The sequence below is a fragment of the Pseudomonas sp. H3_E07 genome, from assembly GCF_054668895.1.
In genome coordinates this window covers 1,964,265-1,982,773 of sequence record NZ_CP162795.1, presented here as the reverse complement: position 1 = coordinate 1,982,773, position 18,509 = coordinate 1,964,265, and the positions used below count along the sequence as shown (strand labels likewise).

Genomic DNA, 18,509 nt, shown 5'->3' with positions numbered 1-18,509 from the left:
GGGTCAAGCGAGCGTCAAAATACAGTTGAGTGGTTTTTTCGTGCGCATGCAGTCGCCGTTGTGGAAAGGCCCGTGGTGGAACCAAACAGGGCGGATGCCCACTAGACAGCTGTGATGAATTTTGTTTGGGAGTATTGCCATGCGCACGGAATTGAAAGCTCTTTTCAAGTTACAGAATGATCTGGTGGAACGCTTGAAGAGGCCGGGCCAGGAACTGTCTCCGCCAGTGTTGCTGCACTATCAACCCTTGCACCCGACCTCAATGCAGTTCGATGTTTCCCTCAACGATGGCAAGGTACAGGCTGATACGACACTGACTGGCCGTGATATCGCCCACCACCTCAACCAGCCCAATAAACACTATGTGGCTGATGGTCCTTCGACAGCAGGTACGCATACGTTGCGGATGAAGGACGAGCACCAGCATGTGTTTCACATCCATTCCACACCGGCGGTCGCGGCGGTGTTCAAAAGCAGCCTTCCGGATGCAACCGGCGGCGTTGTCGAGAGTCCGGGGCGCGCGCATCTGGGCAGCGTCAGCGCGGTTCAAACGACGGTGGATGGCCAGCAGTTTCGCCTGGACGGCGATCGACTGTTTCGCTTTGAACCCCTCACACTGTCGTGGATGCATGACGCAGACGCTCGTGCATTCAGCCGTATTGGCCTGACGAACGAGGGGCAGTTGCTAAAGACCCCCAAGGGCGTTGCCGACAGCAGTGCGCATGGCCGCACTACGGTGCAGCTGAACCAGGCCCGGGAGGCTTCTTTGGTGCATGTCCAGGGCGGGAGTGTGCAGGCCGTGCAGCCGGTGGATGAGCTGGGAGCGCCCGTGCAGCTCGCCCGTATCGGGTTGTCGGGAAACGCGCTGTATGGCGCGACCACGGACGGAGAATTGGTCCAAGCAGACCTGCGCATAGCGCGAGATCAACAGTTGCCGATGGTCCGTCAACCGCTTGAATCGCTGGAGCGGGCGTTGAAGGGAGCCGTCAGTGTCGAAGGCTTCTTTCATGATGATGCGGGGCAACTCAATGCTCAGGTTCGCGACGCACGTCAGCAATTGCACAGCGTGCCCCTGGGGGACGCGAATACCCTACGTCCGCAATGGAACCTTAGCGACGTGCTGGTCAAGGGCATCGAGAAAGGCCTGCCGCTGCCCAGCCAACACGCACTGGCGGCGGCGGTCGATCTGGGACAGCGGGGCAAGGTTGCCTTGGATGCGGGCAACCTGTTGACCTGGGACGCGGCGGCGCAACGTTGGCAAGACACCGTTCAGCCCGGTGTCGAGCATCTGGAGCGTGGGTTGGATGGTCGTGCCTATGTGCTGCAAGAAGGGCAACTGAAGGCCGTGGCCATCAGCCAAGTGCGCGATCCGCTGATGGAGGGTGCCAGCCATGACTTGGCCGCTCTTCCTGCGCCGCGCCCGCAAGTGTCCCTTGACGAAGTGCTCGCAGGGGATAGTCAGCGGCGCATTACCGGATTCGCTGTCGCTGACGGCCGCAATTTTGTCACCGTCGACCAGACCAACCAGCTTCAGGTCCATCACGATGGGGACGCCCAGCCGTTACACGCGTCACCCGCGATTGACATCAAAACACTGGCCCTGGATCACGTGGGCAATCTTTATGCACATACCCAGGGCGGAGAACTGTTCAGGTTGAATCGCGAAGCCTGGCAGGGCACTACCGCGGGCGTGCAGCACTGGAGCAGCGTTGAACTTCCGGGTCGCCAACCGTTGGAGTCCTTGCGGATGGACGCTGATAAGCACTTGATTGGGGGGTGGAACAAGCAGCTCTACCGACTGGATAATGCCAGCGCCTCAGCACTGGAGTGGGGCCCGATGCAATCGACGACCCCGGCGCCATCGTTAGCCGACACGTTGGCCAGTACGCAACTGCGCGCGCAGTTTCCCGGCGGGGCATTGTCAGTCGGCAGCAATGTCATGGGGCAAACCCGTGAGGGGGTGCCGCTCAAGCGTCAATATTCTCAAGGGATCAGCGCACACTTTCATCCCCTGGAGGCTCTCAGCCAAAAAGCCAAAGGTGTTCAGCAGCACTTCAATGGCCGCAAGGGGTTGGAGGGCATCTACGCTGACGATCGGCGACTGCACCAGCAACTCACTCCTCTCGCGCAGAGCAGGCCGGTTTCGGCTGAATTGGATCTGCGGCTCACCGCGTTGAGCGAACCAGGACCGCGACAGGCCCTGGCCGGGCAGATTCGCCAGGCGCTGACGCAGGTGGAGGAGAGTAGCCAGTCAAGCGCACGCCGCTTGGGCGACGCTCACGGTGTAACGTTCGACCCCAAGCCCACATTGAACAGGGCGGAAATCAACCCTGGCTCGACGCTGCATCAGCTCTATGAAGCGTTCAAGAGAGTCTCTCCCTCGTCGGAAAAAACGACCGCCGCGTTGTTGGCCAACTTTGAGGGGCAGGGCGTGACGCTTCCCACGGCCAAGCCCGGGGGCAAGCGGGACCTCGATCACCCCTCGGCATTGATCGAAGGCGACCTGATCCATCATGCGAGCACGCTCAAGCAATTGGCGGACCTGGTACAGGCGCTCGACGCTACATCAGGCCATAGCCCGAGCGCCTTGGCACGCTTGGAAAAGTCTCTTGAGGATGTCATGCAAGCGTTCCAGGACAGCCCTGTACACACATTGGCCAGCCAAGGTATCGCCAGTTATGCGCAGGCCGAATCCTTGTATGGCAACTTCAAGCTGTTGGCCAAGGACCTTGGCACACCCGGCTCTGCGCTTCACTGGCATCTTTCGGGGCTCCTGGGTTTGCCCAAGGATGCCTCCATCAAAGACGCGATGACGCAGCAAGTACAGCAACTGAGCAGTGGCCAGACCCTTTCCCCGAGCCGAACCCAAGGCAAAAGCCTGGGGTTGATGGTGACGGGGATAAAGCCAATTGCCCCCGTAGAGTTTTTCCTGGGCGTCTCCAAGTCTCATACCCATGGGGTAAGTATCAGCCGTACCGACAAAGGCGTTCGGGTTGAAATCAGTTCGGACGACATGCGGCGACTGGCGGGTTCGGTGGGCTCGGGCGTGACCTTAGGCAAAGGATCGGGCGCAGTAGGGCCGGGCTTGAGGGTTGCAGCGGAACTGACGGCCGCAGTTGCAAAAAACCAGGGGGCAAGCATCGCCTTCGACGTCAAAGAGGCGGACTTTGGCAAGATGATGTCGATCCTTACCGGTGAGACAGGTAGCGTCTATGATCTGCTGGCTTTGGGGGAGGAGCATGCGGCAGGTAAGAGTTCGAAGGTCAGTGGTGACGTCAATGTGGACGCACTTGCGCAATTGCGCTTGATGTACAGCCCGCAGGAAGACATCGCAGAGCTGGACTCGGTTATACGTGCTGGCGTTGGCGGGGTGGCAAACCTCAATCTTTTCCATACCGATAAGAGTCAGTCCGCCACACGCACTGCAACCGGCACCCGTCACAATGCGGCAACCAGCGCACAGTTCCTCCGGCAAGGAGGCGTGGGGGCCAATATCGCGCCCCTCAATGCGTTAGCGTTGGTCAGCGCCGAAAGCGGTGGGCCCAGCGCGGCGGTGTTTGCATTGCCGGAACTGTCGGTCATGGTCAAGTTTGATCGCGGCGAATCGCAGGCCTTCAGTTTTTCTTTCAAGCATCCGCAACCGGTGACTCAGTCTCAGGTTGATGACCTGAAGCGCAGTGTGTCGCTTTACTCACCGACGTTCAGGCAGGATCTGGCTGCGATCGAGCTGTCGGGGAATACGGTGGATCAGCAGCTAGCCTCGGTGCAACGGTTTCTCGCGACGCACCCGCCGATAGCGACGAAGCCGGATGCTTACCATGCCATCAGCCAGTCATTGAATGGGTTGATGGTCCAGCAGGACCTGGTGAAACAGGGTCTTCGCCAACTGGCGTCAGTGGAGTCTTCTGTCACCCGCGTGGGGTTAAGGGACGATGGCCGTCATACCTGGCTGGATGATGTGGCGCCGGCCAACAAAGCGGCGATCGAGCAGTGGTTGAGGGATGACCCACAATTTGCCCAGGTGCTCGATCAGTTGCAGCATGGCGAGGGCACTTCGGTGACGCTTGGCATGGAGCTCAAACCAGAGATCCTGCGAGCGATAGAGCGCAGTCACCTTGCCGGTGAAAGTTCTGAGCCGCTGATCAGGCGCGCACTGAGCGATCGCACCAATCTGCGGGTCAAACACATGAGTCTGAGCTATACCGCCACCCAGTCCCATGGCATGTCGATACCCGCGATGACGAATCTCAGTTTTTCCAGCAGTGCGGGCCTGAGTCATACCCAGAAGCGCGTCAATGCAGACCTTGAATATGGTCTGGACGCCGATAAGCCCTTGCGGATGAACCTGAACGACACGTTGGGCAGCCGGCCGGGCAATGATCTGACGATTGACCTGGGAGACCTGCGTGTGAGGACACCAAGCCTGGCAAGGCGCTGAACTTATTCCTGACATGCGGGGGTATCGAATGTGGGGTGCTGCGCTAGCAGGCGGCACCACTGCATTCGAAACCAGGGTGTGAAGGGGACTGCCGGATCTGAAAGTTGGGCTGATACTTGCGCGCGGGTCAGCCACGCGACCTCACTGACTTCCTCCGTGGTCGGGGAGACCACCGCGTCAGATTGAGCAATCAATACATGACAAAGTTCGTGTTCTGCCCCGATCGAACCAAAGTGCGCATGGTATTCAAAACTGTACAGCGAGCGGCAGGGGGCAGAGATCCCCAGTTCTTCGCGCAGACGGCGTGACGCCGCATCCGGAACAGTCTCGCCGGGTGCCGGATGGCTGCAGCAAGCATTCGACCAGAAACCGGGCCACAGCATTTTACCTGCTGCGCGACGTTGAATCAGATGGCGCCCGGCGCTGTCGATCAGGTGTACCGAAAAGGCGCGATGCAGCCGTCCCGTTCCCAGGTGTGCGTCGCGTTTGTCACACACACCGATCTGAATATCGTGTGCATCGACTAAAATCACTTTGTCGTTCATCGGGTGTCCTCTTTCGTGCAGATGCGGTCGCTTACCCACGTTCGGGCACTTGTCCCCAGGCGCTGATAAACGTCAAAGCGGCCTCGGTGAACGTCGGGGAGGCGCGCAGTTTAACCATGGCATCAAGGTCGTTCTGAGAGAGTAGGCCGCGCTTGAGCAGTGCCGGCCCGGCGTGTGCTGTAGTTGTCGCCCAGAAGGCATCAGCCGGGCTGTCGTCGCCGATTCGGCCTTCCAGGGTGCGATAGCCGATGTTGGAAAGCCCCCGTTCACGTAGCCGGTCTGGAAGGGTATCGGCCCAGAGCATGTCGGATCCAATGGACTGCTCCAGGAGCGTGACGCCGGCCTGGGCGACTTTGCGGAACAACGGGTTGGCTGTTCCAAGGCTGGGTTGCAGACTCACATCTTCGATTACCAGCCAGCCGCCTGGACGGACCCAGGTGGCCAATCGGGTCAGAATGTCTTCGCGTTCGGGAAGGTGGCACAACAAGGCCCGAACGTGCACCACGTCCAAAGACGCCGCAGGAAAATCATCGGTCGCGGCATTGTGAGTGATCACCCGAATGCCGGGTATGTCGGTGAGAAATCGGGGGTCAATGTCGGTGGCGATGACAGTCGCGTCGGAGTATCGCGTGCTCAGCCAGCTTGCGAATGATCCAGCGCCTGCGCCGAGGTCAAGAATGGTCGGCCTTTCCGGGAGAGGCAGCAGGCCAAAGACTGTTCGACTCAACGGGTCAAAGGCACGCTCCAGGGTGCGCAGCCGCATTAGTTGGCCGGCCTGCTGATCACCGAGATAGCTGTTGGTGTAGCCGGGTTCCTCGGCTGGGCCAGTGGTGTTCACAGTGCGACCTCCAGCCGGTCGGGGCAGCGGTTGAGGAAGCCGTGTTCGGCGGGCTGGAACCCTGGAGCCCAGCGCACGCCTGGAAAGGTCTGTAGCAGCAGGCGGGCGCCGATCGTGATCTCCATCCGTGCCAGTATCGATCCCAGGCAGAAATGCCGACCCGCTCCGAAGGCAAAATGATTTGTCTCCTGGTGAGGGCGCGACATATTGAAGGTGTCCGGATCGGTGAAGTGGTCTGGATCACGGTTGGCCGAGCCGATCAGGCAGGCGAAGGTCGCGCCGCAAGGAATGGTTCCAGACGGCAGCTCCAACGATTCACGGGCCTCCCTGAGAACGAGCTGCAAGGGAGGATTGCGTCGCAAGGTTTCTGCGAGCGCATTGTCCATCAAGTCTGGATTGGCCATCACCGCCTCCTTGACGCCGGGCTCGTCCAGCAGGTTCACAATGAGATTTGCCAAGGCACCGTGGCTGGTCTCGCTGCCGGCCGTCATCAGGATCGCGCAGTAGGCCCTGACGAACGCCTCGGGCAATGGCTGACCGTCAATCCGTGCCGCCAGAAGATGAGAGATCAAATCGTCGGTGGGTACCGTGCGGCGGGCGTCGATATGTGGCTGAATGAAATCGTAGAAACGGTCGCGGTTGGACAATCCACCGGTCAACAGGGTCGGATCCTGTCGATAGTTGCCCATGTAGGCGAAGCCAATGGCACACCACTTTTTCAGCTGCTCTACCTCTTCAGTGGTCTGCGCCGGAAGACCCAGTGCACGGGCCATCACCCGCACGGGCAACGCGCAGGTGAAGTCGGCAATGAGGTCCACCCGGTGACGGCCCTGCATCTGCGCCAGCAGGTCCATGCTCGCCGAAGTGATCGATGCTTCGAGTACTTCGAGGGCCTTGCTGCGGAACGACGGGCTCAGTAACGCTCGATGCTGGGCATGCTCACAGCCGTCCATGGCGACAAGGGTGTGCCCCAGCAACGGTCCGATCTGCCAGCTGTAGTTGTTGCTGCTCGCTCCGGGATGGGTCAGCGCTGCTTTGACATCCGCATACCGGCTGACCAGCCACACATCCGTGGGCTCGTCGTAGACGATCGGCAGCGTGGTACGCAAACGCTCATAAAGGGGGTAGGGGTCGATTTCGAATTGCCGGGATTTCAGGGTAGGCGGGGTGAGGTTCAGGTCCACCTGCTGGTTGATCCGACCCGTCGGGTCGTTGGCCTGCAGGTGATACCGGGACACGCTCCTGTGCCAGTCGCCCGCCGCACGGGCAACCTGACGTAGTCGGTCCGGGTCGGTGGCGGCGGATGGTCGTTGGCGGGTGTGCTTGGCGGCGAGCTCGGTGAATGCCGAGACAGCCGCGTTCACCATCTGATGGGCCGCTTCGATCGATGCAGGCCAGTCGGTGCCGGCGCTGTCCGCGAGAATCGACACCAGGTTGAAGCGCTCGCCACACACCACATCTTTGGCAATCGAGTGGATATCGTTTGTCCAGGTGATGATATCGGCAGCGTGCTCCCGCAGCCTGCTCCACCATTCGATATCGGCTGAGTGCTGGTAGGGGTCGAGCGTTTCGGCCGCATCGATGAGATCAAAGAAGAACAGTGCACCGAACGAGTCCCGTCGCAACGGCAGATATTCGGACAGTGCGAGTGCCGCTCCTGTTTCGCGCATGTTTACCAGTGTCGCCTGCGCACGCAGGTGTCTGAGCAAATTCTGTACAAGTCTATGCCGCCAACGCTCGTTACCCCAGTTCCGTGTCCGTGGCCACAGATCATCAATCAGGACACTGAGCATGGGGTCATCAAATCGGCCGATTTCATCCAGCGGATCGGCACCGTCGTTCTCGGTGATTGCCTGCACCGCTGTGACGAAACGCTCCAGTACGCCATTTTCTGCCCAGGGCCCATCATCGATTCGGTCATCGAGTATGAGTGCCCACAGATACCAGCACACCAGGGTTTCGGCTTGCTGCGTGGGCGCCTGCCCGCACAGCGCCATCCCCAGGTCGAGCAGCGCAGTGGTACTTAGCCGGTGTGCCCCTCGGCGACCGATCAGGCCGTATCTTTGCGCCCAGGCGAGCACACGCTCCCTCAACACATCGTGATCAGAGCGCGGTGTCGGGTTGGAGAATGGCAGTTGTATGTCGGGAATGATCAGCGGTGTTGGCGGTGCGACATTCACCTCTGAATTGTTTGTCACAAGACATCCTTGTTTCATATCCAAGCAGCCTCCGCTTGAGGGCAGTTCAGGGCAATGTGGCTGTATTCAGCCATGGGGATCATGCTTGGAAGCGAATGTCTTCGGATGTAGTCGTTATCTGATGTCGATACCGGAAATCACACAGAACGGATACAGAAATGGAGTTTCAGTGCTCGTGGTTAACCCAACTGTTGCCCTGTGGTGAGCATTTCCGGGCCGATGAGCGTGTCGCGCAGGGGAGGGACGTTCAGGACATGGCGCTGTCAGGCTGTTGCCTTGTGAAACGCCAGAAACAAGAAAGCCCGCACTAGGCGGGCTTCTTGAGGTGATTCATAGACTGCTGTAGACATCTATGGATCGGTACTTGGTGGTACACAGTCAATTGAACCCGTTTTTTATGTATTTGATTTTGTTGATTAAATTTATTTTATTTTTTCTAGGGATACATGTAGGGATACAAGCCGAGAGTTACTGCCTCTCGCTTGGTCGCGGGCATCCCCCTCCAAAAAAGGGTATAGGGGCCGTGTTGTGGGGGGCCATACCCAGCAGGCGAATCTTTTTCCGTCTCAACCAATAACGGGAAACAGATATGAACAGCACTGCCCACCACACATCTTCCACTCTCCATGCACGCAGCTTGTGCGATCCAGCAACAACCCTCATTCGCATGCAAGAACTCGAAGCGATCACGGGTTACAAGCGGCCAACGGTCTACAAGCGCTTAAAGGATGACCCCACTTTTCCAAAGCCGGTGCCATTGAGCGACAGTAAGAACCGCGGCGCACCGGTCGCCTGGGTTCTAGCCGAGGTTCAGCACTGGGTGCGCCAGCGCATTGCGCTGAGAGGGGAGGCCGCATAAATGAAAGCAAAAAAAATGGCCCACCAACAAGCCAACCACAACAACTCTCATATCACTGATAACAGTCGCAATGCACAGAACGCACGACTCGTTTCGCGTCTTCGCGGTGGATCTACGGACACCTTCACCATCATGCGGGAGTTGAATATCTGTCGCCCAGGTGCCCGGATCTGTGATCTACGCAATGCTGGCTATGTTATCTACACGCAACTCACAACCCTTGAGGATGAGTGGGGGCGCACACACCCTAGAATTGCGTTCTACACGCTGCTGGCCGAGCCTCTAGAGCCATTCGCTCAGTAGATATAGTGTGGTGGCACATTGTGTATTTTGTGGCACAAGCGTAGAGTTTGTGCCACAACGTAACACAAGGCTGCAGCTATGAAGCAACATGTAACGATGCGTCTTCCGACTGACCTTTTGGACCGCATTGAGGCGTTCTCAAAGGACTTGTCACAAAAAACTGGCCTCGACGTAAAAAGGTCGGATGTCGTTCGGCTGTTGCTTACGGCAGGACTTGATCAAAAAGAAAAGGATTTGGCCAAATGAGCCATGGCAACTTTTTTGCGATAGGGGCGGATGAGTTTGCGGCGGCCTGCGATCTGGGAATAAAGCCCGCAGTCTCACTGCTTGTTATGGCTCGCGGCACCGGGAAAGACAATGCCACTACCTCCTGGAGCGCACAGGCGATTTTTGAAAAAACTGGCATAGCATGGCGGCGCGCCAAGGAAGCGATCGAAGCTCTGTGTGCGGCTGACATTGTTAAAGTGCTCAAGGCGGGGAAAAAGCCGCGCTATAAAATTAGCAAACCCAAGGATGATGCAAAGCTCATCTGGCTACCGAATGAGCTAATCGACGGTGGGGGTGGCGAAGTCCCGCCGGTGACGAAGCTTCGTGAGACTGGGGAATTGGTATTGCTTCAGAAATTCATTGAGTTGTATGGCGCTCATGACATCGACAACGACGGCGGCCTGCCACGAAGCTTGGCGTGGCAAATATATTCGCGCGAAACGATTTGCCCAATTGGGCCGTTCATTCTTTACGGCTTTGAGTCAAAAGATACAAAAGCGAGGGCTGTCGGCTCATTGGCGGCACTCAACGGGGAAGAAGATGCTGTTGGCAACAAAGGGGCTTGGATCGTCCTTTCCCCCCTTGCGAATCTTGGGCTTATCCAGAAGGTCAGTTACATGGCTGAATCTGACGAGCATGACTCGGAACTCATTTATCCCGTCAATGATGAGACCAGTCAGGCTATTGGAGTAATTCACAACTGGTTGGAAGAAAGCGGAGGGGAGGGGTTCGCGCGTCAGATTGGATTTTACGACAGCATTGGGATCGCGCCTAAGCACATAGGTAAAGCGGCGATGGTTGGCTTGTTCCGAATGACGTATAGACCGAAAACCGGAAAGACGTCTCGCTGGTGGGCCCTGGAACGAGAGCAGACGGAGGCCATGGTGGCGAATGTCGAGTCGATATGTAAGGCAAGAAGTAATGTTGTTGATATCAAGGCTTATAAAGGCTTCTAAAGGGATCTCAAGGTTGATCAAGTAGCCTAAGTGTTGATATCAAGGGATATCAAGTGGCGTAAGAGCAGCTGCACCGCACGCAGCAAAATCCGAGGTGACTTAAAGATATGAGCTCTATGATTATCATGTGGAAAGCGCTTAAGAAGCTTGAGGAGCAACGGCCAGTAATCAGTGACCCGGGCCCGAAGTACCGCAGGCTATCTGGTGGTTGTGTGTTGATCTCCTTTCCGCAAAAGCGCAAAGACCGCTAAGCATGAGCCACGGCGAAGGCCAGGCAGAGCGAATCAGCTTTATCTAACGGAGGGGCAATATATGGCTCAGCCTTCAGCCATGAATGCAGCTCGATGCAAAGCAAGAAGGCACCACCCTGTTTCGGGGTAGTGCCCTTGATACTACGAAGGTTTCGTAGTTTGTCAGCCCTACTTCAACACCACCGCGCGGTATTGCTGATCGCCGCCCAGGTCATCCGAGCCTAACAAAGCATGATTGACGGCCTTCCTACTCTCAAGCAGAAGGTCATGCTCATCATGAGTGCCAATATCCGCCGCAATCCACTCAGGAAGCTCCCTGCGCCGCCGCAACTCGCTCAGGTGCGTCCACCACCTGGTAGCGTAACGCCGCTCTGCGAGAATGAGCTCAACCACTAGGGTTCGTTGCTTCTCGGTGAAGAGGGGCAGATGTAAGGCGCTAGAGTTGCCCGCCTCAGTGTCTACCAAGCCCTCCCCTTCGAATTCGGACTTATCTTGGCCTTTCAGGACGTTACTGATATTTTGGTAAAGTTGCATGACGTGTCCCTTTAAGTTACGTCGTGTGATAGCCAGCCCGGTGTTAGCGCACCGGGTTGGCACCTCATCTCTTAGCGATTACGCCTTCCGTTTTTCCTTCGCTTCAAGGCCTGCAATCACAAGCGCCTTGAGAGCTGCAGTTCTTGTGACTGCCACTCCCGTTTCCACCTCAACGCTCTTAGCGAAGGCATCGACGCGAGCGGTCAAATCTTCCGGTAATCTGAGCGTGACTGTGGGTGTATTTGCCATCACTTTCTCCATCCTAGCGCTTGAGAAATCGACTGTAAGACACTGTCTTACAGATAGCAAGAGGAGACCGGAAAAAAATGCAAAACTCTAACGTCAGGATAGATCTGGAAGCATCTGAGGCCCTATCCATTCGAGATCGCCGAAAAGCCTTTCTATTTAAACGCACTAACTCTTGCGAAACGCATCTAAATTCGTAATTAAATCTTGCAAATCCTTCGGAATTTCCTCTACTTTAAACTCATCTATTATCTGCACATCCGTCATATTGACATTATATTCAGTTTGAATAGCATCCCTCAATAATCTCAATGTGGTCTTTCCAGGCACAACTTGCATTCGGGAATTTAAGTCTGCCCACATCTCTTCAAACTTTTCAATTGCAGTTCGACTGATAGTGCTTGCATCCTCCTTTTTTCCTTGATAATAACCAAGTCGCCTAGCAATATACTGAGACTGCGCCTCAATTTTTAGCCCGGCTGTGATCTCATCAATATAATCAGAGATACCTTTAGTCAGAGCAATTTTCTCCCCTGCTCTTCGACCTCTCGATTCAACACGTTTTTCCAAGACTCGCTGAAGCACCGGTATTACGAGAAGATAGTTCTCCATCTCTTTTCGACTGTGAATATGGGCGGCCGTCAACTCCGATCTCAACCCACACAGAATCGACTCAATCTCTTCCTGACAATAGTAGTCACGATCATAAACAGCAAATAGCTTCATAGTTGCATCAATGGTGTTTTTGATACCCCACGCGAAGGATCTAATCTTTTCCCAAGAAGAAAATCCGCCTGACTCGAAAGCCGTCAAGTCGTTGCCAGACGCAAGATCGCTAAATCCAAGATTTTTAGCAAAGCGACGAATCGTCTTGTAATCACTCATGCCCTCTACGAATAGTATTTTCTTCGTTCTTGCCAGATGACTTAACGTGATATTTTGCGCCGACCCTAGTTCCTCAACAGCAAATTGTACCCCCTCAATATCTCTAAGGCGGCGAGCCAGCCTCGTACCCTTGCTTACAAGCAGAATCTCAGATGGGTCTGCCTCGCCCATAATTTCAACCGAATGCGTGGCCAATAAGACATCCGAATCCAAAGCTCTTAGAATGCTAAGGAGCTGGCGTTGGATATCCGGATGAAGGTAAATTTCAGGTTCATCAATTACGACGATACTAGCTTCGTCAGCTCTGGAGAGGTGCGTCAGTAATTGACACCAAATTTGAAAACCAAATCCAGCCCAGTAAACCTCGCGATCAATCCTTTCCTCTGCTACAAACATACGCAACTTCTTGCTGCCCACATCAAGCTCGGGCTTACTCATAGACATACTTGGCCAAGTTGCAGTTACCATGCTAGAAAACTTTTCCCAATCCTCCCTGAAGTAATACCAGTAATTACGGAAATGCCTGCAAGCCCTATGCGTATTCAAGGCGTTCTTGACGGTATCTTCAGATACATAGGTTTCCTCATGCTCGAGCGGCCCTAGCACTGGAACTACTTGAATAACTATAGGAAAAGCGCTTTTGAATTTCAGCGTAGTAGTGATCAAAGGGCCGTCGCTTTCCCAGTGCAGTATGCACCCACCATCATTTGGAAAGAACAGATAAAGCTTGTTTTTATTGGTCAGCCTAAACTCAATCCTACTATCCTCGCCGTTATAATTTGTCGCCACATTCTCTAAAGAAACACTTATCTGTTGCTCTGGTATACGATGTCCCAGACCGGAACCACCGTCAGGCAAAGGAATGCGCTCAGACTTTAGACGTCTGGCTCGACGAATAGCAACATCCAATATTCTAAAAGCACTAATAATAGTAGACTTTCCAGCATTATTGGCGCCAACTAAAATATTGGTCTCGCTGAGGCTCACGGAATAATTACTTAGAGCTTTAAAGTTCGTGAATTTTACGGAGCTAATCCTTACTTCCGACAAGTTCTTCTCCTATCAGCCCAATCCTGGCGGTAGCGCCTTGCGGGCTAATCGACGCTACCTATTCGCCATCATCCTGTCCAGTGACCGTCCGACCGCGGCAGCTAGAAACGGGAAAAAAGATCTCTGCCTTTCCTTTGGTGACATAGCTATGACAGAACGGCCTGCGGTTATTACGCCTAGCAGTCATAGGTGCAGTAACAAGCAACTGCACGTATCCCTCAATACCCTCAGTTTGAGTGCATCGCATTCTTACAGGTAGAGACCCTGCCTTGCTGCCTTCACCTAGGGGGAATACTACGAAGTGCGCCTTTTTGGTCTCACTGAGACGATTTGGTCTATCTGGCAGATCGGGAGTCGTTCCGACTTTCTCAGTACTCGCTCCCACAAGGGTGAGACAGGCCAAATGAGCCGAATCGGATCGTTTCGTCTGTTGACGACCGGCGCACGCAAGAGTCGCCGTTGAGCTCAAGACGAGGAGAGCGACTCCCCCATCGCTGCCTCCTTAAACCAAAGTAGCAATCATCACTTTCTAGCTTGATTTGCCACAACGGGTGTGGCTATTTGCAATCATACCCACATGGATGAATGACCAATGGCGAACAAACGGAAGATTGCTTATGCACACCATCTGCCAGGGTGGAAATTTGAGGGCGGCAACAGAGAAGTCTTGAAAGCAAGCAGACGTGTGGCACCGGATGAATATGAAGAGGAAATGAGAGGCGCCTTGTATTGCCCCGGATGCTTCACAAACGTCGAGCGCACCCCCAAAGAAAAGGACTTGTTTACAAACCAGCGTGACCCTTTCTATCGACATCTGAAGCGATGGAGTCATGTCGCATGCGTGCTGAGGGCCAAGAAGCCTGTCGGCAAGCGCTACGACTCATGGGAGGAGGCGAAAAGGGCGATCGAGCACGAACATCTGGCCATCGTAAAAGAGTTTCTTCAGGAGCGGCCTGAGATCGATCTCGGACCGAGCGAAGAGTACGATGAGACCCCGGTTGAAGATTTGGACGGTCCAGTATCGGACGTCCCTATTGGGAGGCACCACGGCGAGTCTTTTGAGCTTCCTAGCAAAATAACGACTGTCGCAGGGATGTGCCGCAACTTCGAAAAAAACAAAGACAAATATTTTGTTCTTCCGGGCGCAATCCATGCGGTGAAGCTCGCAGAGCTCCTCACAGATGTTTCAGACCTTGATCGGAGCGTGCTCGACAAGCCTCAAAAGCCCAAGCTTTATTATGGAAAAATCCTCCGCAGTAAGAATGCTGGAAGCTATAGCACATCTATTCGCATGACCCGTTTGCGTTGTGGCCAAGGTGCAGGTGACTTTACGGTGAAAATGCCCGATGGATTTTGCCAAGCCAAGAATATCAATGACACCTCCGTAGACAGGATCGTCATGTTTTACGGCGTGATAACCAAAAATGGTAGTGGGATCGGGGTTGAGCACCTCGCCTGGGGCGAAATTGCGTTGGTGCCCAAGAAGTACAACGAGCTGTTGATTCCCGAATAAGCGGCGCTAAAAGTGGCCTGACAGCAGGCTGGAGCAGGTGTTGCGATGACAGCAACACCCTCACTCAAATGTGATCCTTGCTTACCGTTAAACCATTCATACCGGAGTGGGATTCTCTCACTCTGCCTGCGTTGCGAACTGCCGAGGATTTCTCTGTGGTTCGCAAATCCCACCGATCAGGGGTATTTCCTCAATGAGGGAAGATGCGAGCAAACTTGCTCATATCCACTACGCGCCACGTTTTCTCATCTCGCAAAACGTGGCGCGGAACCTGACATACCGAAATGGAATGTCAGCCCCTTCCGTTCCATCCTCAATCTGAGATCGCACTGAGCCGAAAACTCAGTCCTGTATCACTTTGACTGCCAATGACTTACTGCAACGAATCTGCTTGCGGAAATCTCTGTGGGCGCAGTCTTTTTTGTCTATATCAATCTATACCTGTGTATTGCTTTGGGTGCACCTAAAAAGCACTGGATAAATGATCAGATCATGCCTAATGTGAGTTTTTGAGCCACTCAAAACCCATTCGAGGCAGCACCTATGAACACAGCTAAGCCCGCCCGAGGACGCCAGCACAAACCAACCCGCTCCGAAGTTGCTGCCGCCTGGGGCCGCCTTCGCGAAGCCGCAGCAGACGGAAGCGTTCAAGCATCTGCCCTGCTGATAGCGCTCGCTGAAAACAAACCAGTCATCGCCATGGAATCGCCCGCCGCATGACTGATCGCGATAAAGCCGGCAAATGGAAGCCCGGACAGTCGGGTAATCCCGGCGGCCGTTCCGGCCAGACGCAAGAGCTGCGCGCCCGACTCGCTGAAGGTGCAGACGCCGTGACAAAGAAGGTTCTTACAGCAGCCAAGAAGGGCGATATGCAGGCTTGCCGCCTAATCCTTGAACGCCTGGTACCGCCAATCAAGCCAACTGCCGAGACAGTGTGCTTCGAACTCGACGACACCGACCTACCCAGTGCAGCCAAATCAATCCTTCGCGCAGTGGCCGCCGGCGAGCTACCGCCAGACCAGGGCAAGGCATTGATCGAAGGGCTAGGCGCTGTTGCCCGGGTCATCGAAGTTGCCGAGCTACAGAAAGCGGTCGAGGAACTCCGCGAACAGATGGAGGGAATGCGGCAATGAGCATTAAGTGGATGCGTGCCGAGCTCAAGCGAATTGCAGAGAAGATCGGCACCGAAGACGAAGAGACAGTGCTCGTTATGTTGACGGTGGTGGACTGCAGGGTTGACGCGATTGAGGAGGAGATGGACTACCCCAAGACAGTGGGCCATTCGTTCAACTATCCCGTCCTGGGCGTGCAGACGGTGATGCACTTCCCTCTCTGCACCATGAACAGCAGCGACGCGGCCAATCTTGCAGAGGCGTTCATTCTCCACGTCCGCGCTATTGAAAGCCTGCGCCGTCCCGCTCCAGTAGGTGTGATGGATATGCGGCCATTCCCAAGCGCTTGCGCCTGGATCTTCCCGCCGTTGGCTGATGGGCAAAACATCAAAAAGCACGTCGCAGAACAGTACCAACTGATCATCGAGGCCCGCCATGAACATCCGTAACCAGGTGGCCAAGCTGCGTCAGCAATCCGGTCTCACCCAGTTCAATCGCGACGTGCGAGAGATCAGCGCCCTTATGGACGAGTTGCACGCCGCAACAGCCGGCGGCGTCCCCCAAGAGAGCGTGTCCCTATTCGAGATCCTGAGCGAAGCCTCAGACCAAAACCGGCCGCCCCACGGCCAGACAATCAAAAGGTAACTCAATGAAAATCGGCAAACGATCCGTCCTCAAAGTTGGCTTGGCCAACCTCCACTACTCCGAATACGAACACTCCCAGGTAGAGGCAAGAACATTCAATATTCAGCGACCCGATGGCACCAAAGGCACCTGGCAGGCCGGTGGCTTGCTGAAGTCTGTCCGCCATTTGCAGGGATTGTCCCTGGAGGCGTTCAAGGACCTCGGAGACGAAATCCTCTCGATTCGCGAGAACAAGGACCTCAACGCCGCGGCTATTGAGCGCAAGGGTAAGGAGCAGATTGATGGAATCATCCCCGCCCTGATGCCTGCGATGGAGAAGGCGGCAAAAGATATGCTCACGTTGGCCCAAACAGTGGCCAGCGGCTTTGCAGCGGTCACGCCCCGCGCTAGCTCGGACGTTGTTGGTTTCCTGGCTGATCAGGAGCTACGAGCCATTGTGCGAGGCCTCAAGCCGGAGGAGCGTCAGCGGCTAGTAGCTGAAGCGCGCGCAGGCAGTCACCCCGACGTTGTAGAGGCTGTGCTCAGGGCAAACCCAATGCTCTCCGGACTATCGCCAGAGGCGGCTGACAGCCTTTCGCGCGCAGGCATTGCCGCGTCGCGCGCCGAAGACATCGAAGGGCTCAAGCAGATGCTAGCGATCTACGATGACGTGCTGGCCACCGCCTCCAATGCTGGTGTCGCACTGAGCGGCATGGTTGCCAATTCGAATGGATACACCGGCCGGTTTGAGAAGTGGCGATCGGGCTGCGAAGGCTCCGAAGCGCTTCGCGAATGGCTGGCGAAAATGCCCACTCGCACCTCTGCAAAAGCGACCCCTGATCAATCCGAAGCGGCCTAACTGACCATCCGTGCGCTACGCAAGTATTGGTAGCGCCAATCAGCCGGCTGATTCTTTGAGTAAAAAGACATGACGTTTCAAGAGCGCTTTACCGAGGCGTGCAAAACGCAGAAATTCAAACCCTACGAACTGATCCAGGGGCCGGACGCCGGCTACACGGTTTGGGAGGTCCAGCACGTCAGTGGTGGCCAACAAGTGACAGTCGACGGCCCCTTTTTCACCGAAGAAGAAGCCAGGGTTTCGGCCGACCTGCTGAGGGGTACATTCCGAGGCGCTCGGGCCAGCGAAGCGATCTATAACCGAGTGTGGAACTACGACCCGCGCCAGGAACAACTGACAATCGACCAGGCGCATATGTCGCGCGCAGTGCTCGCCATTCGCCTTGGGCTTCCAACCCCTTCCATCAATCCATAGGAGATCCCATGGCCGCTACAGCAATCGAATACGCCCCGCTCACCACCATCAAACTGTACGGGCAGCTAAGGCAGTTCGGTAAGTCCTACCAGTTCTCCGTCCGAACGCCAGCCGAGGCCATCAAAGCACTGTCAGTGCAGATCCCTGGGTTTGAAAGGTTTCTGTCTAACGCGAAGTCTCGCGGGCTTGTATTCGCGGTCTTTCGAGGCAAGAAAAATATCGGTGAGGGCGAGCTTGGGTTTCAAGGCAAAGGCGACATCATCATTGCCCCTGTAATCGTAGGCAGCAAACGCTCGGGAGTTCTGCAAACCGTCATCGGCGCCGTGCTGATCGCAGCGTCATTCTTCACGTTCTGGGCGCCTCCAGTATCAGCCGGCCTGTTTGCATCTGGCGTGGGCATGGTCGCCGGCGGCGTCATTCAAATGCTCAGCCCCCAGGCCGGCGGCCTGAAGACCAGCGCCGCGCCGGAGAACACACCCGGCTACGCCTTCGGCAGCGCCAAGAACACCACGGCATCCGGTAACCCGGTCCCGCTGTGCATCGGTCGCCGTCGGTGGGGCGGCGCAATCATCAGCGCCGCGATTTATGCTGAGGATAAAGTGTAAAATCCAAACCTC

The 18,509-nt window shown here is 55.7% G+C and carries 17 protein-coding genes; 11 read left to right on the top strand and 6 right to left on the bottom strand.

All coding sequences use genetic code 11. The features are described from left to right. The first annotated feature begins 139 nt into the window (after positions 1–139). Positions 140–4,438: an AvrE-family type 3 secretion system effector gene (locus AB4O08_RS09125; RefSeq protein ID WP_460114820.1), complete on the top strand. Its 4,299-nt coding sequence runs from the start codon at positions 140–142 to the stop codon at positions 4,436–4,438. Between the two features lie 2 nt (positions 4,439–4,440). Here AB4O08_RS09125 and idi read toward each other — a convergent pair whose 3' ends face one another. The 3 genes from idi to AB4O08_RS09110 are packed head-to-tail and all read right to left on the bottom strand — an operon-like array spanning position 4,441 to position 8,037. Further along, complete coding sequence (idi, locus tag AB4O08_RS09120) at positions 4,441–4,983, bottom strand: isopentenyl-diphosphate Delta-isomerase (RefSeq protein WP_021491948.1); 543 nt, start codon at positions 4,981–4,983, stop codon at positions 4,441–4,443. Positions 4,984–5,014: 31 nt separating this feature from the next. Beyond that, positions 5,015–5,821 carry a class I SAM-dependent methyltransferase gene (locus AB4O08_RS09115; RefSeq protein WP_010213353.1) on the bottom strand — a complete coding sequence of 269 codons (807 nt, stop codon included), beginning with the start codon at positions 5,819–5,821 and terminating at the stop codon, positions 5,015–5,017. After that, positions 5,818–8,037, bottom strand: a complete 2,220-nt coding sequence (locus AB4O08_RS09110; protein WP_460114862.1) for a cytochrome P450 — start codon at positions 8,035–8,037, stop codon at positions 5,818–5,820. The genes AB4O08_RS09115 and AB4O08_RS09110 overlap by 4 nt, the downstream gene beginning before the upstream one ends. 571 nt (positions 8,038–8,608) lie before the next feature. Here AB4O08_RS09110 and AB4O08_RS09105 point away from each other — a divergent pair. The 3 genes from AB4O08_RS09105 (at position 8,609) to AB4O08_RS09095 (ending at position 10,404) form a co-directional block, all read left to right on the top strand. Continuing rightward, positions 8,609–8,878, top strand: coding sequence for a helix-turn-helix transcriptional regulator (locus tag AB4O08_RS09105; protein ID WP_460114819.1), 270 nt, complete (start codon positions 8,609–8,611; stop codon positions 8,876–8,878). Continuing rightward, a complete protein-coding gene (locus tag AB4O08_RS09100; RefSeq protein WP_460114818.1) occupies positions 8,879–9,181 on the top strand; it encodes a helix-turn-helix domain-containing protein in 303 nt (100 codons plus the stop codon). Between the two features lie 242 nt (positions 9,182–9,423). After that, a complete protein-coding gene (locus AB4O08_RS09095; protein ID WP_460114817.1) occupies positions 9,424–10,404 on the top strand; it encodes a hypothetical protein in 981 nt (326 codons plus the stop codon). A gap of 419 nt (positions 10,405–10,823) precedes the next feature. Here AB4O08_RS09095 and AB4O08_RS09090 read toward each other — a convergent pair whose 3' ends face one another. The 3 genes from AB4O08_RS09090 to AB4O08_RS09080 all read right to left on the bottom strand — a co-directional run bounded on the left by AB4O08_RS09090 (position 10,824) and on the right by AB4O08_RS09080 (position 13,307). Continuing rightward, positions 10,824–11,189 (bottom strand): hypothetical protein, encoded by a 366-nt coding sequence (locus AB4O08_RS09090; RefSeq protein ID WP_460114816.1) that lies wholly within the window; start codon positions 11,187–11,189, stop codon positions 10,824–10,826. Positions 11,190–11,267: 78 nt separating this feature from the next. Further along, positions 11,268–11,438, bottom strand: a complete 171-nt coding sequence (locus AB4O08_RS09085) for a hypothetical protein (RefSeq protein ID WP_187432803.1) — start codon at positions 11,436–11,438, stop codon at positions 11,268–11,270. Positions 11,439–11,603: 165 nt separating this feature from the next. Next, positions 11,604–13,307 carry an ATP-dependent nuclease gene (locus AB4O08_RS09080; protein ID WP_460114815.1) on the bottom strand — a complete coding sequence of 568 codons (1,704 nt, stop codon included), beginning with the start codon at positions 13,305–13,307 and terminating at the stop codon, positions 11,604–11,606. A 655-nt stretch (positions 13,308–13,962) separates the two neighbouring features. On the opposite strand from AB4O08_RS09080, the gene AB4O08_RS09075 reads away from it, so the two are divergent. The 7 genes from AB4O08_RS09075 to AB4O08_RS09045 all read left to right on the top strand — a co-directional run bounded on the left by AB4O08_RS09075 (position 13,963) and on the right by AB4O08_RS09045 (position 18,497). After that, positions 13,963–14,883: a hypothetical protein gene (locus AB4O08_RS09075; protein WP_187602418.1), complete on the top strand. Its 921-nt coding sequence runs from the start codon at positions 13,963–13,965 to the stop codon at positions 14,881–14,883. 716 nt (positions 14,884–15,599) lie between these two features. After that, positions 15,600–16,016 carry a DUF5681 domain-containing protein gene (locus tag AB4O08_RS09070; RefSeq protein ID WP_017138405.1) on the top strand — a complete coding sequence of 139 codons (417 nt, stop codon included), beginning with the start codon at positions 15,600–15,602 and terminating at the stop codon, positions 16,014–16,016. Continuing rightward, positions 16,013–16,444 carry a hypothetical protein gene (locus AB4O08_RS09065; RefSeq protein WP_460114814.1) on the top strand — a complete coding sequence of 144 codons (432 nt, stop codon included), beginning with the start codon at positions 16,013–16,015 and terminating at the stop codon, positions 16,442–16,444. Before AB4O08_RS09070 ends, AB4O08_RS09065 begins: the two co-directional genes overlap by 4 nt. Continuing rightward, complete coding sequence (locus tag AB4O08_RS09060) at positions 16,431–16,640, top strand: hypothetical protein (protein WP_460114813.1); 210 nt, start codon at positions 16,431–16,433, stop codon at positions 16,638–16,640. Before AB4O08_RS09065 ends, AB4O08_RS09060 begins: the two co-directional genes overlap by 14 nt. A gap of 4 nt (positions 16,641–16,644) precedes the next feature. Beyond that, positions 16,645–17,478 (top strand): hypothetical protein, encoded by an 834-nt coding sequence (locus tag AB4O08_RS09055; RefSeq protein WP_460114812.1) that lies wholly within the window; start codon positions 16,645–16,647, stop codon positions 17,476–17,478. A gap of 69 nt (positions 17,479–17,547) precedes the next feature. Next, entirely contained in the window at positions 17,548–17,892 is a 345-nt protein-coding gene (locus tag AB4O08_RS09050; protein ID WP_460114811.1) for a hypothetical protein, read from the top strand. Positions 17,893–17,900: 8 nt separating this feature from the next. Next, entirely contained in the window at positions 17,901–18,497 is a 597-nt protein-coding gene (locus AB4O08_RS09045; protein WP_169390465.1) for a tail assembly protein, read from the top strand. Positions 18,498–18,509: the final 12 nt, after the last annotated feature.